14 protein-coding genes are annotated in these 14,504 nt (G+C 32.8%); 12 read left to right on the top strand and 2 right to left on the bottom strand.

The window, feature by feature from the left end; genetic code table 11:
• The first annotated feature begins 184 nt into the window (after positions 1–184).
• The 3 genes from coaBC (at position 185) to MUA90_RS09020 (ending at position 4,300) form a co-directional block, all read left to right on the top strand.
• Positions 185–1,396, top strand: a complete 1,212-nt coding sequence (gene coaBC, locus MUA90_RS09030; protein WP_262586430.1) for a bifunctional phosphopantothenoylcysteine decarboxylase/phosphopantothenate--cysteine ligase CoaBC — start codon at positions 185–187, stop codon at positions 1,394–1,396.
• Positions 1,396–3,804 carry a primosomal protein N' gene (gene priA, locus MUA90_RS09025; RefSeq protein WP_262586429.1) on the top strand — a complete coding sequence of 803 codons (2,409 nt, stop codon included), beginning with the start codon at positions 1,396–1,398 and terminating at the stop codon, positions 3,802–3,804. Before coaBC ends, priA begins: the two co-directional genes overlap by 1 nt.
• A gap of 178 nt (positions 3,805–3,982) precedes the next feature.
• Complete coding sequence (locus MUA90_RS09020) at positions 3,983–4,300, top strand: hypothetical protein (RefSeq protein ID WP_114603556.1); 318 nt, start codon at positions 3,983–3,985, stop codon at positions 4,298–4,300.
• An 88-nt stretch (positions 4,301–4,388) separates the two neighbouring features.
• Here MUA90_RS09020 and MUA90_RS09015 read toward each other — a convergent pair whose 3' ends face one another.
• Entirely contained in the window at positions 4,389–4,889 is a 501-nt protein-coding gene (locus MUA90_RS09015) for a PH domain-containing protein (RefSeq protein WP_262586427.1), read from the bottom strand.
• A gap of 374 nt (positions 4,890–5,263) precedes the next feature.
• On the opposite strand from MUA90_RS09015, the gene MUA90_RS09010 reads away from it, so the two are divergent.
• From MUA90_RS09010 to MUA90_RS08970, 9 genes are all read left to right on the top strand, one after another.
• The gene (locus MUA90_RS09010) at positions 5,264–6,364 is read left to right on the top strand and encodes a glycosyltransferase family 4 protein (RefSeq protein WP_262586426.1); all 1,101 of its coding nucleotides are present in this window, start codon (positions 5,264–5,266) and stop codon (positions 6,362–6,364) included.
• Positions 6,365–6,521: 157 nt separating this feature from the next.
• The gene (locus MUA90_RS09005; RefSeq protein WP_262586424.1) at positions 6,522–7,598 is read left to right on the top strand and encodes an O-antigen ligase family protein; all 1,077 of its coding nucleotides are present in this window, start codon (positions 6,522–6,524) and stop codon (positions 7,596–7,598) included.
• Positions 7,591–9,027, top strand: a complete 1,437-nt coding sequence (locus MUA90_RS09000) for an oligosaccharide flippase family protein (RefSeq protein ID WP_262586422.1) — start codon at positions 7,591–7,593, stop codon at positions 9,025–9,027. Before MUA90_RS09005 ends, MUA90_RS09000 begins: the two co-directional genes overlap by 8 nt.
• On the top strand, positions 9,024–9,752 hold the full coding sequence (locus tag MUA90_RS08995) for a tyrosine-protein phosphatase (protein ID WP_262586420.1): 729 nt from the start codon (positions 9,024–9,026) through the stop codon (positions 9,750–9,752). Before MUA90_RS09000 ends, MUA90_RS08995 begins: the two co-directional genes overlap by 4 nt.
• A complete protein-coding gene (locus tag MUA90_RS08990; RefSeq protein WP_262586418.1) occupies positions 9,752–10,552 on the top strand; it encodes a glycosyltransferase family 2 protein in 801 nt (266 codons plus the stop codon). Before MUA90_RS08995 ends, MUA90_RS08990 begins: the two co-directional genes overlap by 1 nt.
• Positions 10,553–10,769: 217 nt before the next feature.
• Positions 10,770–11,462 (top strand): Wzz/FepE/Etk N-terminal domain-containing protein, encoded by a 693-nt coding sequence (locus MUA90_RS08985; protein ID WP_316959810.1) that lies wholly within the window; start codon positions 10,770–10,772, stop codon positions 11,460–11,462.
• 20 nt (positions 11,463–11,482) lie between these two features.
• Positions 11,483–12,181, top strand: a complete 699-nt coding sequence (locus tag MUA90_RS08980) for a polysaccharide biosynthesis tyrosine autokinase (protein WP_262586416.1) — start codon at positions 11,483–11,485, stop codon at positions 12,179–12,181.
• Positions 12,178–12,939, top strand: a complete 762-nt coding sequence (locus tag MUA90_RS08975) for a tyrosine-protein phosphatase (RefSeq protein WP_262586413.1) — start codon at positions 12,178–12,180, stop codon at positions 12,937–12,939. The genes MUA90_RS08980 and MUA90_RS08975 overlap by 4 nt, the downstream gene beginning before the upstream one ends.
• Before the next feature lie 182 nt (positions 12,940–13,121).
• Entirely contained in the window at positions 13,122–14,078 is a 957-nt protein-coding gene (locus tag MUA90_RS08970) for an EpsG family protein (RefSeq protein ID WP_262586411.1), read from the top strand.
• Positions 14,079–14,143: 65 nt separating this feature from the next.
• Here the strand turns inward: MUA90_RS08970 and MUA90_RS08965 are convergent, their stop codons facing one another.
• Positions 14,144–14,434 (bottom strand): hypothetical protein, encoded by a 291-nt coding sequence (locus MUA90_RS08965; protein WP_262586409.1) that lies wholly within the window; start codon positions 14,432–14,434, stop codon positions 14,144–14,146.
• Positions 14,435–14,504 lie beyond the last annotated feature (70 nt).

The following is a 14,504-nucleotide window of genomic DNA, read 5'->3' as shown; positions in this document are numbered from 1 at the left end:
TCTTACGCGCTTCTCATAAAAGAAGCAACTTTATTGCTTCTTGCAAAGCAAAGGACTTTTTTGACTTAGAGTGTTAAAATAAAACATGATTGATGATGAAAGATTGGGGCCATTTAAGATGGACTCATTTTTATTATAACGCCGTATACATAAAGAGAGAATGAACTTGGAGGCAATGATTGCGATGAAGAATATTTTATTGGCAGTATCAGGCGGTATTGCCGCATATAAAGCGATTGATTTAACAAGTAAATTGACACAAGCAGGATTTGATGTACGTGTGATGTTGACAAAACATGCGCAAGAATTTGTGACACCGCTTGCTTTCCAAGCGATTAGCCGAAATCCGGTATATACGAGTACATTCAAAGAAGAAAATCCATCAGAGATTCAGCATATTGCTTTAGGAGACTGGGCAGATGCGGTCATTGTTGCGCCAGCAACTGCTAATATTATCGGTAAGCTTGCTAATGGAATTGCTGACGATATGATTACTTCTACTTTGCTTGCGACAACAGTTCCTAAATTTATGGCACCAGCAATGAATGTGCATATGTATGAGAATCCGCGTGTGCAAGCTAATATGCAAGTACTCGCTGAAGACGGCTATCATTTCGCTGAACCTGGAGAAGGGTTCTTAGCCTGCGGCTATGTTGCTAAAGGGCGTATGATGGAACCATTGGATATTATTGCTTTTGTGAGACAAACAATGGATGAAACTACAACACAGAGTCAACCCGATGAAACTGATTGGTTCTATGGCAAACAAGTTTTAGTTACTGCAGGACCTACAGTCGAAGTTATTGATCCTGTTCGATTTGTTTCTAACAGAGCGTCTGGCAAGATGGGCTATGCTTTAGCAGATGCATTACAAAAAAGAGGCGCAAAAGTGACATTAGTCAGCGGGCCGACTTATTTAACACCGCCAGACAATGTAGATTTTGTACCTGTAACGAGTGCAGAAGATATGTTTAATGCGGTAACTGAACGTTTTGAAGCTCAAGATTTTGTCTTCAAAACAGCCGCAGTTTCGGATTATAAACCTGCAGAACAATTAGAGCATAAAATGAAAAAACAAGACGGCGATTTAACAATCGCATTTACGAGAACGCAAGATATTTTAAAATATTTGGGTGAAAATAAAACTCACCAAAAACTTATCGGGTTCGCAGCTGAGACGCAAGAAGTCGAAAAGTATGCGAAGGATAAATTAGAACGAAAAAATGCAGATGTAATTATTGCTAACAATGTCGGAGATACATCTATCGGATTCAACTCTGATGATAATGAAGTAACGCTTTTCTTTAAGAGCGGAGAAGCTGTGAATATAGAGAAAGGCAAAAAGCAGGCACTTGCCGGCAGAATCTTAGAAGAATTAGAACGTAGGTGGAAATAATGTACGCAAAGGTTATCGTTGATGTACCAGCAAAAAACGTAGACTTTACCTTTGATTATTTAATACCAGAACGACTCGCACCCATCATTCAAGTTGGTGTGCGAGTCGTTGTTCCCTTTGGGCCGAGAACGATTCAAGGGTATGTCATGGAAATAACTGAGGAACCAGATCCTAATTTGGATTTAACAAAGTTAAAGTCGATTAAAGAAATACAAGATATTAAACCAGAATTAACACCTGAACTCGTGAATTTAAGTGCATGGTACGGAAAATATCATGTCACAAAACGTATTTCAATATTAGAGGCAATGCTGCCAAGTGCGATTAAAGCAAGATATACAAAAGTATTTGAAATCGTTGAAGATGAACAAATTCCAGAAGATTTATTAAAACGTTTCAATAAGGAAGGACATTATGCATATAAAGCGGCTCAGCAAAATGGGGAATTAGAACGTTTAGTCCCATTATTAAATGACGGCACTGTCCGTGAAGAAACATTGCTCTCTCAAAATACTAAAAAGAAAACACAGCGCGCTATACGTATAAGAGACGATCATAGTCCAGATGAAGTCTTAGGTATGTTGGAACGCTATCCTAAACAATACGATGTGTATGCTTATTTATTAGATGCACAAAACAGAGATGTGCCTCTAAAAGAAATTGAAGAGGTTGGATTATCGGCTTCAAGTGTGAAAACATTAGAACGTAATGGATGGATTGAAAAATATGACGCGATTGTAGAACGCGATCCTTATGCTTCAAGAGTGTTTGAACAAGAAGCTAAAAGACAACTGACACCTGGTCAACAAGTGGCTTATGATGCCATTAAAGAGGTCATAGATGAAGAAAAGCAAGCGACCTTCTTATTACATGGTGTGACAGGTTCCGGTAAAACAGAAGTTTATTTACAAACGATTGAAGCGGTATTAGCACAAGGCAAACAAGCGATGATGCTGGTACCGGAAATTGCATTAACACCGCAAATGGTATTGCGCTTTAAGCGCAGATTCGGTGATGAAGTTGCTGTACTGCACTCTGCGTTATCTAAAGGCGAACGTTATGATGAATGGCAGAAAATCAGAGATGGCCGTGCACAAGTCAGTGTCGGTGCACGTTCAAGTGTATTCGCACCGTTTAAAAATCTCGGTATGATTATCATTGATGAGGAACATGAAGCCACTTACAAACAAGAAGATTATCCGCGCTATCATGCAAAAGAAATTGCATTATGGCGAGCAGAGTATCACAATTGTCCATTGATATTAGGAAGTGCTACACCAAGTTTAGAATCATATGCACGTGCCGAAAAAGGTGTGTATCACTTATTGAGTTTGCCGGATCGTGTCAATAACCAGCCGCTTCCTGCCATCAACATCGTAGACATGCGTGATGAACTAGCGAACGGCAATCGTTCTATGTTCTCAACACAATTACGCGAAGCTATCGAAGATAGATTATCCCGCAATGAACAAATCGTTCTATTCTTAAACCAACGCGGCTATTCATCCTTTATCTTATGTCGTGACTGCGGTCATGTGCCGCAATGCCCGAATTGTGATATATCGCTGACTTATCACAAATCGAGCGACAAATTAAAATGTCATTATTGCGGCTATGAAGAAACACCTCCGAATAAATGTCCTAACTGCGAAAGCGAACACATTCGACAAATGGGGACAGGAACACAACGTGTCGAGGAATTATTGAATCGTGAATTTGAAGACGCGAAGATTATTCGGATGGATGCTGATACGACATCAAGAAAAGGTGCACATGAAAAATTATTGAATGAATTCGGAGAAGGTAAAGGCGATATCCTTTTAGGTACACAAATGATTGCGAAAGGACTCGACTTCCCGAATATTACGCTTGTAGGTGTACTTAATGCGGATACTATGCTGAACTTGCCGGACTTTCGTGCAAGTGAACGTACGTTCCAGCTGTTAACACAAGTTGCTGGACGTGCAGGAAGACACGAAAAAGAAGGGGAAGTCATTATCCAAACTTATAATCCAGATCACTATGCGATTAAAGATGTACAATTAAATGACTATCTCTCTTTCTATCATAAAGAAATGAAATATCGTCAAATCGGGAAATATCCGCCGTATTATTTCTTAATCAATTTCACTATTTCGCATCAAAATATGAAAGAAGTCATGCAAGCTGCAGCACATGTGCATAAAATTTTATTACAACATCTGACGGATAGAGCTTTGATATTAGGACCTTCTCCTGCAGCGATTGCCAGAATCAACAGAGAATACCGCTTCCAAGTGCTAGTCAAATACAAAAGTGAACCAGAGCTGCACAAAGCATTGCAGTATTTAGATGACTTTTATCATGAACGTTATATTAAAGACAAACTCTCATTAAAAATTGATATTAATCCATATGTCATGATGTAAATGAAAGGCAAATCTTGTTTCTGAACAGAAAGGGGTTTGCCTTTTTAAATGTAACGGCTATTTCATCATTTATTTGTGCATACCTACAATTAATTTTTGAATCAAAATTTAAAAAGAGACAAATACGCACAAAAAGGAAGGGGTTTTCGTGTATAATAATTAATCAAGGAGTGATTAAATGATCCTACTCAAAACGTTTATCATTGCATTTTCAGTATTTACATTTTTATCTGCAATACTCATGCTGACACGTAATCCGAAATTACCTAAAATCGTTTTAATCTTATTGATTGCAGGGAGTATCTTATTAGATATCGGTGCACTTATCGCTGGCTTTGTACCAGCGCTCATCATGCTGATTATTGGTCTAGCGATGATACAAATCGGTATCGGTATTTACCAAAAGAAAACATTCGGCAAAGTTATATTCTTAGCACAAAGTGTACGATTTGTGGTTAGTGTCTTAATTATCGTATTTTTTGTTGTATTGCAATAAAGAATAACGTTACTGTTTAAAAGTCTAAATTAAAAAAACTGCGTGGAAGAAGTTAAACAACTACTTTCACGCAGTTTTTTTAATTCAATTAAAGCAATTCTGATTTCTTTTTAGAGAATTCTTCCTCTGTAAGAGCACCCATATCTAATAATTCTTTAAGCATTTTGATCTGCTTTAGGTTTTGTATTTCTGGGTTATCTTCTTGATCAATTGGTTTGGTGCTGTTTTTATGAGCACCGTTTATCATAGTGTGCACATAGTTAATGAAGTCATCTAATTCATTATCTTGTATCCACTTCATAGAGACTTTATTACCGCTAGAATAAAAAGTAATTTTATTACCCATTAATTTTTTACTTAATTCAAAAGTACTAATGCGACTGTAATCAAAGTTTTCTAAATCATAACCGGTAAGTCGTTTGGAATAAAAAATAACACGTTTATTGGTTGCGGCTAGCACTCCTTTTCTAATGGTTTCAGTGCCTAATGTTGAAGTTTCATAAGCACCGAAAATTGCATGTTTAATTATTTCATTATCTTTAAGTACTGTTTCACGGATTAAATCAAGATTTTTAAATTTATTTGCCATAGATGTTTCCTCCTTAAAGGTGTGAATAGGCCATTGTTGAAAATAGTCGAATTTACTATAACTTAAAGTAGTGGTTGCATATTATTTTATAATTTTATTAGGTTTAACACAACGAAAAATAAAGGTGTTCACCCTGGTATTGTCCTAAAATAATCAGATATTTATAAATCGAACAATATCTTCAAAAAGAAATAGTTCATTGACAAGTTCTTAAAAGTTAAGTATTAATGTACTAGAAGAAGTCTTAAATTTATATAGTGATAATATTATGTAATTGTGCTAAACTTTATAGCCTAAAGGTATAATTTTCACAATGTAGTTTTGACGTCTTGCAACACAAGAAGAACAATCTATGATTAATATAGGAGAACATCATGAAAATATTATATGTCATAACTAAAGCTGACATTAAAGGTGCACAAACACACCTTATTCAATTAGCAAATTACTTCTCTAAAAAGTATCAAGTGTATGTAGCTGTTGGAAACAACGGTCCGATGCTGCAAAAGTTAAATAGTAATATTAAAATAATTCGTTTAAAACATCTGAAAGGTCCAATTGATATTAAAGAAGATATATTAGGTGCGAAAGAATTGGCACAGCTTATTCGACTTATTAAGCCAAAAATATTGCATTTGCATTCCTCTAAAGCTGGTACATTAGGACGTTTAGCTTATATATGCAGTGAGAAATATAATACACATGTTATATTCACTGCACACAGTTGGGCATTTACAGAAGGGGTGAAACCTCTAAAACGCTTTTTATTCAAACAAATAGAAAAATGGCTTTTGAGAGTTACTGATAAGGTAATTTGTGTTTCGGATTATGATAGGCAATTAGCGCTGCGTAATAATTTTGATGGAAATAAATTGATTACATTGCATAATAGTGTGAAACAAAGTCAGAATCAGGTTTTAGATAAAGTTGAATCTATTAAAGTACCGCCGGTTCGATTTGTGATGGTGGCACGTTTTGAATATCCGAAGTTACATGAAATGGTCATAAAAGGTATTCAATTATTAAAACAATCAACCGACCGATTGTTTGATTTGACGTTTATTGGAGACGGTTTGAATTTGGAAGCATGTAAAGCACAAGTCGCTGCATTAGGTTTAACACCTTATATCAAATTTTTAGGTAATGTATATGATGTTAAAGCGAGTTTATATCAATATGATGTCTTTGTATTAATAAGCAAACATGAAGGTTTGCCAATAAGTATTATTGAAGCCATGTCAGAAGGATTACCTATCATAGCTAGTGATGTGGGCGGTATTAACGAATTAATTAACGACAACGGAATATTAGTAGAAAACAATACACCTAAAGCGATAGCCATTGCAATGAAGACTTATTTTGATCAAGGCAGAATTAAAAAAGATATCTTAAAATCTTACAATCGTTATTTAGATAAGTTCACTGAAGACAAAATGCTGAAAAAGTTGGAAACCATTTATGAATCAAAACACTAATCGAGATTATTACCTCAATGTATTGTTGATTCTCTTATCTGTTTTCATCCAACAGTCTACAGTGATTCTTAATGTAAATACGTCTTTTTCTGACATAATTGTAATATTATTATGTATATATTTATATAAAAGATATCGACAATGTGAGCATACACATTTGAAATATGTATGGATATTTTTCACTGCTTTATTAACTTATCGTATTATTATAACGCTTATCTTTGTGATATTTAATCATGAATTAAATATCGGATTAAAGGAAATATGCGGATCTATTTTTAAAATAAGTATGGTCTTTATTTATTTTTTAGCAGGATATCATTTAACGTTATATAGAAAACAAGCAGTTGTCTTTATGAAAAGCTATATCGTTTCCAGTTTAGTGATTGCAAGTTTATGTATAATCGGTATGATTACGCATGCTCCTTTACTTTTAGAATTCTGTTTTTACGATATTGTTAGAGCGAGAGGGTTAATGAATGATCCTAATTATTTTGCTTTAACACAGATAGTTACCCTTATTTTAATATTTAAATTTGTGAAACCATTTGGATTAAAGATGGCTGCTGCCATAATCACAATTGGAGCGATATTTACTTCAGGTTCTAAAACATCATTAGTTATTTTAGTAATACTGATTGGTTACTATGCAATATTTTTACTGCTTAAAATTGCAAAGCAAAGTTATAAACATCTCTTGATTACTTTGGGATTAATAATGCTTATGATAATAAGTACTGTAAAGATAATTATTTCTAATTTTGAAGTAATAGAGCGTATTCCTTCTGCCGCAAGAATGTTAAGTGTTTTTTCGGAAGGAACAGCATCTATTAATGTAGGAGGATCCAATAGAATACTAGTATGGCAAAATGGTATTGATATTATTCGGTATACGTATGGTTTTGGTATTGGTTTATTAGAATATACACATGTTGGTCAACAAATTAATAACGTTGGATTTGTAGCCCATAACACTTTAATTCAAATCGTAGCTGAATGGGGCGCTGTATTTACGATCATCTTTATATATTTATTGATTCAACGGCTATATCAATTACTGAAAGTGCGTAAAATTCAAGACAATTATAATTATTTGATTATCATTTCGGGTGTCATAGTGATATATAGTATGACCGTTTCACTTAATAACTCACGTTATGTCGCTTTGATTATCGGTCTTATCTTTGGAATAGGTAAGTATATTAGCCAGAAAAGAAGTGAAGTATGTGAATAAGGGCACTTTAAAAGAAAATTTAATTTATCAAGGGTTATATCAAGTTATTAGAATGATGACACCTATGATTACAATTCCAATAGTTTCAAGAGCATTTGGACCAAGTGGTGTAGGTGTTTCCTCATTTTCATTTACAATTGTCCAGTACTTTTTAATGATTGCGAGTTTAGGAGTACAACTCTATTTTAATCGTCTGATAGCAGAGAATGATCAATCAAAAAGAAAACTTTCCCAAACGTTTTGGAATATATTTGTAAGCAAGGCACTGTTATCAATAGTTGTATTATTTTGTTATCTGTTGATGGTATTTTGGTTTATAGATAGTTACCAATTGATTTTTTATTTGCAGGGAATATTTTTAATTGGAGCATTTTTTGATATATCTTGGTACTATGCAGGCGTGGAAAAGTTTAAATTGCCAAGTTTAATAAATATGTTAATGTCCTTTTTAGTTTTAATAGTAGTAGTGTGCTTTGTACATGATCCATCAGATCTAGCACTTTATACTTTCATAATTGCGGCCATTACTGTTTTTAATCAAATTCCATTGTTTTTCAATTTGTTTAGGGAGATTGAATTTACATCGATTCAATGGCGGCAAGTAGGATTTATTATTAAGTCTTCGTTCGCTTATTTTTTGCCTAATGGACAGTTAAACTTATTTACCAGTCTGAACTGTTTAGTAATAGGTGTTAGTTTAACTTACAAAGATGTTGGGATATTTTCAAATACATTCAATATTTTGACCGTTGCAATTATATTAGTTAATACAATTGATTTAGTTATGTTGCCGCGTTTAACAAAATTAACTCAAAACGGCCACAAATCTATTAAAAAAATATTAGAAAGTAACATTCATGTGCAATTGTTACTGACTATCCCAATGGTTTTTGGTGTCATAGCGATTATGCCTCAGTTTTATATTTGGTTCTTTGGCAAATCTTTTTATGAATCAGTACCATTGATGACGGTATTATCTATTTTGCTGGTCATTATTCCATTAAACATGATGATGAGCCGCCAATATTTATTGGCTAAACATCGCGTAGCTTCATATAATTTGTCGCTGATTGTGGATGGTCTCGTAAATACTATTTTGTCATTTGCATTGATATTTCCCATAGGAATATATGGTATCGCTGTTGCGCGTATTATTGCTGAAACAATTATTTTAATTTGGCGTTTTGTCGACATAAAAAAAGAAGGAATTATATATCACTCAGCAAGTATTGTAAAAAGTTTGATATCAAGTTGTTTGATGTATATTGTAATTGTATTTATTGCACCTTATTTACATCCCCCTATGTTAACGACAATGATCGAAATTATTACGGGAATTTTAATATATTTAATTTGTAATTTAATGTTAAAAAATGAACATCTGATATTTGTGTTAAGAAGTATGTTGAGAAAGGAGAAATCTATATGATTGATATACATGATCATATTATTTTTGACATTGATGATGGTCCGAAAACAATGGAAGAATCAATAGAAATGGCTCGTTATGCTGCCTCGATTGGAATTGATAAAATCATAACAACTCCGCATTTTAAAACGAAAGTTTTCGAGTCAGATAAAGATGAAATTTTGTATAAGGTTAAGCAATTAAATGAAAAATTTAAAGAATTAGGTATAGATATTGAACTTAAAGGTGGGCAAGAAATTCACTTAGACCCTTATTTTATGACACACTTTAATAATAATAAGTTGCTGACTCTAGGTCAAAGTCATCGCTATATTTTATTAGAATTGCCCTTTGATAGTTATCCATACTATATTGATGAATTAATTGATTTTGTTATTGAAAGAGGGTATTCACCAATCATTGCGCATCCAGAACGCAATGCAGTAATTCGTGAAGAACTTCACCGTTTAGATGAACTAGCAGCGAAAGGCTGTTTACTTCAAATGAATGCGGCTTCGATACTTGGTGATTATGGTGAATCAACAAAAAATACAGCTCAATATATGATTGCACATAAAAAATTTCATATTATTGGTAGTGATGCACATAATAACAACAAGCGAATCTTTTGTATTGATCAATGTTATAACCGGATAGAAAACCATGAATTCAAAACATATGTAATGAACAACTCAGAAAGGATATGGCAAAACAGAGAGATAGATGCTAATAGGTATTTTAAATAATGAAGAAAAATCAAAAATCTGTATCAGTGATTATCCCATATTTTAAAGCACATGACACGATTGAAAGAGCAGTAGAGTCAGTGTTAGCACAAACAAGGAAAGTAAAAGAAACCATTATTATCAATGATTGCAGTAATACAATTGAAGATGATAAAAAGTTAGCAGCGTTGAATCAAATTGAAGGGGTGAAAGTAGTCTCGCTTAAAGAAAACATTGGCTGCGGTCCTTCAAGAAATAAAGGCATTGAAGTTGCAACTGGTGAGTATCTTGCTTTCTTAGATTCTGATGATGCATGGACTAAGGACAAAATAGAAGTACAAATGAAAGTGATGGAAGAGACAAATGCATATTTTAGTGCGCATCAATCTGAACAGTTTGATCAAACTGCAGTAGATCAAGATGCTGCATTCACTACACAACCGATTAAATTATTACCAATATTATTAAAAAACAAAATTCCAGTACGTTCTGTAATCATGAAAAATGATGGACAATATCAATTTGAACCAGGAATGCGATATGTAGAAGATTTAATGATGTGGGGCAGATTATTAGGCGATCATAAAAAAGGCGTCTTTATCAATAAAGTAATGTGTTATTCATTTAAAGAAGATTTTGGAGATAGTGGTTTGACTGCGAATCTAAAGAAAATGCATGAAGGCGTACTCTATGTCTTTTATGCATTATACAAAGCAGGTAAAATCAACAAAGCAACATTTGTAATAGCTTGTCAGTTTGAAAAATTAAAATATCAAATCAGAAAGATAAAGGTATTAAAGCGTCAGCATTTAAACTCTTGATTTGTAAGTGAATAAAGAATTGGAAGTTAGAGTGATACTAATTCAGTAATGGAAATCTTTTGCAGTATGTTCGCTTATATTAATTTATAGCATCTACTAATGTTTATTCATTAAGTAGGTGCTTTTTTTGCACAAATTTATATAAATTAAAGAATTTCCAATACAAAAATACATGAACATGCTATATAATGTATTACGTGCAATAAAATAGTGCAAAATACATATAGCGGAGGACATCATAAAAAAGAAATTAGACTTAGTCAATTTGTTGGTCATTTTAAAAAAATATATTAAGTTATTGATTATTTTACCTTTATGCTTTCTAGTTTTAGGTCTATTCATTAGCTTTTTTTTAATACAACCAAAGTATGCAACAACCACTCAAATTTTAGTGAATCAAAAGAAAAGCAACAATGAAATGATGGCACAACAAGTCCAATCAAATATTCATCTTGTTAAAACTTATGGTGAAATTATTAAGAGTCCTAGGATTTTAGATAAAGTATCAAAAGAATTGCAAGGTAAATATTCAAGTAAAGTAATATCTCAAATGTTGACAGTTAACAATCAAGCAGAATCTCAAATTATAAATATTACCGTTACAAGTAAGAGTGAGAAAGATGCAGTAACGGTAGCTAATGAAATTACAAATGTTTTTAGTCGTGATGCAAGCAAAATCATGAATATTGATAATGTGTCTGTCTTATCGAAAGCAGTCGATGCTAAAAAGGTATCTCCTAGACCATTGGTTAATGGTGGTATATGTTTTTGTCTCGGCATAATTTCAGCTTTTTTTATCATTGTTTTAAAGCTGCTGTTTGATAAAAGAATAAAGAATGAAAATGATGTTGAAGAAGTATTGAATCTGCCTGTGTTAGGTTCAATTACTGAATTAAGCAAGAAGAAATAGAAGGGAGGCGTTTTTGACTTATGTCTAAGCAGCGCCAACACGTCATCCAAGATGGTTTAATTACAAAAAATGATCCTAAATCTGTCATTAGTGAAAAGTTTAAAGGTATTCGTACCAATATCATGTTTTCAACAGAAAAAGATGATATTAAATCTATAGTGTTTACATCAGAACGACCTTCAGTCGGGAAATCATTCGTTTCTTCTAATGTGGCAGTCACATATGCACAAGCGGGGTACAAAACTTTACTGATTGACGGGGATATGAGAAAACCAACACAACATTATGTTTTTAACACTTCGAATAGTAATGGGTTGTCGAGTTTAATTATTAATCAAGCAGAGTTTGATGAAGCAATAAAACACACTGATGTGGAAATTTTAGATTTATTAACATCAGGCCCAATACCGCTTAATCCTTCAGAGTTACTTGGATCTAAGCAATTTCAAACTGTATTGAATCGACTATATAAAATTTATGATTTGATCATAATTGATACACCGCCCGTTAATACAGTGACGGATGCGCAATTACTGGCAGAACATAGTGGTTATGTCGTTTTAGTTATAGATGTTAAAGAGAATAATCGCAATGATATTAAGAAAGCTCAAGAGTTATTGGAACACACAGGTACCAAAATTTTAGGGGTGGTTTTAAACAAAACAACTGAAGATAATTCTTCAAGTTATTATTCTTATTATGGAGAAAGCGGTAAATGATAGATATTCACAATCATATTTTGCCAAACGTAGATGATGGCGCACAAAACATTGATGAAACATTAAAATTATTGAAACAAGCTGCACAGCAAAACATTACTGGGATAATTGCAACACCACACCATCTTCATCATTACTATAATAATACGTTTGACCAAGTGGAAGTGTGTGTTCAAAAATTAAATGCTTTAGAAGCGGTTAGAGATTTAAATTTGATAATCTATCCAGGACAAGAAATTAGAGTTTCGGACCAAATAATAAATGAAATCGAGAACGGTGAAATAAAAGGCGTGAATCGTTCAAAGTATCTATTAATCGAAATGCCTACAAACGCTGTACCTCACTATATGCCTAGTTTGATTTATAAAATACAAACTAAAGGTTTTATACCAATTATTGTTCATCCTGAACGTAATAAAGCAATTTCGAAAGACATTAACTTGTTATACCAACTTGTCAGTGCAGGTGCATTAAGCCAATTAACAGCATCTTCATTAGCAGGTGATTTGGGAAGGAAAATTCAAAACCAATCCTTGCAAATGATTGAGCATCAACTTGTTCATTTCATAGGATCTGATGCACATCACGCAGAACAAAGACCATTTCGATTAGGTGAACTAAAAAAGGTCCACAGGTTAAAAGATTATCAAAATGAAATTAACGAAATGATAGAAAATAATACAAAGGTGATTGAAAATCAACGCATTACAAAATATCAGCCGATTGAAACATCGCATAAGAAGTTTTGGTTGTTTTAAAAACCTAAAGTTAATGACAACCTATTCTGCTCTTAAGGATGTATAAATTGTGTGGTGGTCGTAGTAAATTTTTGAATTTAAAAGGAGTGTGAGAAGTGTTTGAATTTAGTACTGCTAAAAACGAAACAATTATGCCGTGGAATATGTAATAACGGCATTGGAGATAGGAACTTTGATTGCTTATGATATTTATCACTTTGACTCTCATACTATTATTAATTGTTATTTATCTTTCTCACATTCAACTAAGTAAGGGTATCGCATTTTGTATTTATATGATTTTTACAGCAAATTTATTTTATGTATTGTTTGAGAAACAAATTACAAGTGCCACGGATTACGAAGCATATCAGATTGCATTTGAAGATATAAAAGACACTGATTTTGTACATATTTTTACGTTGGATATTTTTGAACCTTTGTTCAGAATAATAGCTTGGCTGTTACTGCAAGGTTTTCAAGAATATACGTTTATCATCATTGTAGTTATCATTAACTTACTTATTGCAATTGGAATCTACCATTTTTATGATGATAAAAATTTAGCTTTGTTTGCACTTATCTTTTATACTTATAGCCCTATCTATTTAACCATGTCTACAAACATTATTAGACATTTGCTGGTTATTAGTTTGGTAATAGTTATGTTTCATTTTAAAAAGTGGAAAAAGCTATGGTTTTTATTATTGCCGTTGATTCATACTTCCAGTATTTTAATAGTACCGATTTTAATGTTGAGTCGTTATATTCGCGTGAGATTTGCATTTATATCATTTGGACTGTCAATTTTGTTATTTTTAACTGGAATAAACCAAAAAATATTTGGACAATTGTCTATATTTAAGGAGTATACATCAGCTCAGTTTTACTATTTATCTGGGTCTAGTGGTAACCGTTTAGATTTTTTAGTGTTCACAATTTTAATTGTTATATTAGGTTTAGGATTGTATCTAACAAAAATTATTACCGCAGATTTAATGAAATATCTTTTATTATCAGGTACTGAGTTCGGTTTGTTTGGTTTCCAAGCATTTTCTGATCGGATTGCAATCTATAATTGGTGTTTCTTAATTGTGCTTGCTCCATACATGTTAGTGTTAATTAAAAAGAATATAGTTTTCAGCAAAGATTATAAATAAAGAATAAAAGAGCGGGTGATTTTCATTTTCTTAGAAAATTACCCGCCTGTTTTTATCTCTTATTTTTATTTACTTAATAAATTTGTATCCACTGCGTCAAACCCTTTTTCTGAAACACGTACATCATTTATTTTTGTACCATCCCATTCACCATCAACATAGTCTTTATCAAAAAGGACTTTGAGGTTGTCTAGGAAAGTTGCTTTGTCTTTGTCACAGAAATAATCATCATGAAGCGTATGTGAATCTTTGAAATCATTGGCTTGTTCTGGTGACATACCTGCATTTAAATGTTCTGTGTAGTACTTATAAAGCACTGCAACGATAAATGCTTGATCTCTTGTGATATCATCCATTTTACTTCACCACCTTCAACAAACTATCCGTATAAATCAAATTTTTATACAATGTTAATAGTATACCCAT

The sequence above is a fragment of the Staphylococcus sp. IVB6181 genome, from assembly GCF_025561445.1.
GTDB lineage: Bacteria > Bacillota > Bacilli > Staphylococcales > Staphylococcaceae > Staphylococcus > Staphylococcus simulans_B.
This window is presented reverse-complemented; position numbering and strand designations above follow the sequence as displayed.

Coding starts and splice junctions, on each gene's coding strand:
- coaBC (WP_262586430.1), top strand. CDS start 185: ATGAAGAATATTTTATTGGCAGTATCAGGCGGTATTGCCGCATATAAA.
- priA (WP_262586429.1), top strand. CDS start 1,396: ATGTACGCAAAGGTTATCGTTGATGTACCAGCAAAAAACGTAGACTTT.
- MUA90_RS09020 (WP_114603556.1), top strand. CDS start 3,983: ATGATCCTACTCAAAACGTTTATCATTGCATTTTCAGTATTTACATTT.
- MUA90_RS09015 (WP_262586427.1), bottom strand. CDS start 4,889: ATGGCAAATAAATTTAAAAATCTTGATTTAATCCGTGAAACAGTACTT.
- MUA90_RS09010 (WP_262586426.1), top strand. CDS start 5,264: ATGAAAATATTATATGTCATAACTAAAGCTGACATTAAAGGTGCACAA.
- MUA90_RS08995 (WP_262586420.1), top strand. CDS start 9,024: ATGATTGATATACATGATCATATTATTTTTGACATTGATGATGGTCCG.
- MUA90_RS08990 (WP_262586418.1), top strand. CDS start 9,752: ATGAAGAAAAATCAAAAATCTGTATCAGTGATTATCCCATATTTTAAA.
- MUA90_RS08980 (WP_262586416.1), top strand. CDS start 11,483: ATGTCTAAGCAGCGCCAACACGTCATCCAAGATGGTTTAATTACAAAA.
- MUA90_RS08975 (WP_262586413.1), top strand. CDS start 12,178: ATGATAGATATTCACAATCATATTTTGCCAAACGTAGATGATGGCGCA.
- MUA90_RS08970 (WP_262586411.1), top strand. CDS start 13,122: ATGATATTTATCACTTTGACTCTCATACTATTATTAATTGTTATTTAT.
- MUA90_RS08965 (WP_262586409.1), bottom strand. CDS start 14,434: ATGGATGATATCACAAGAGATCAAGCATTTATCGTTGCAGTGCTTTAT.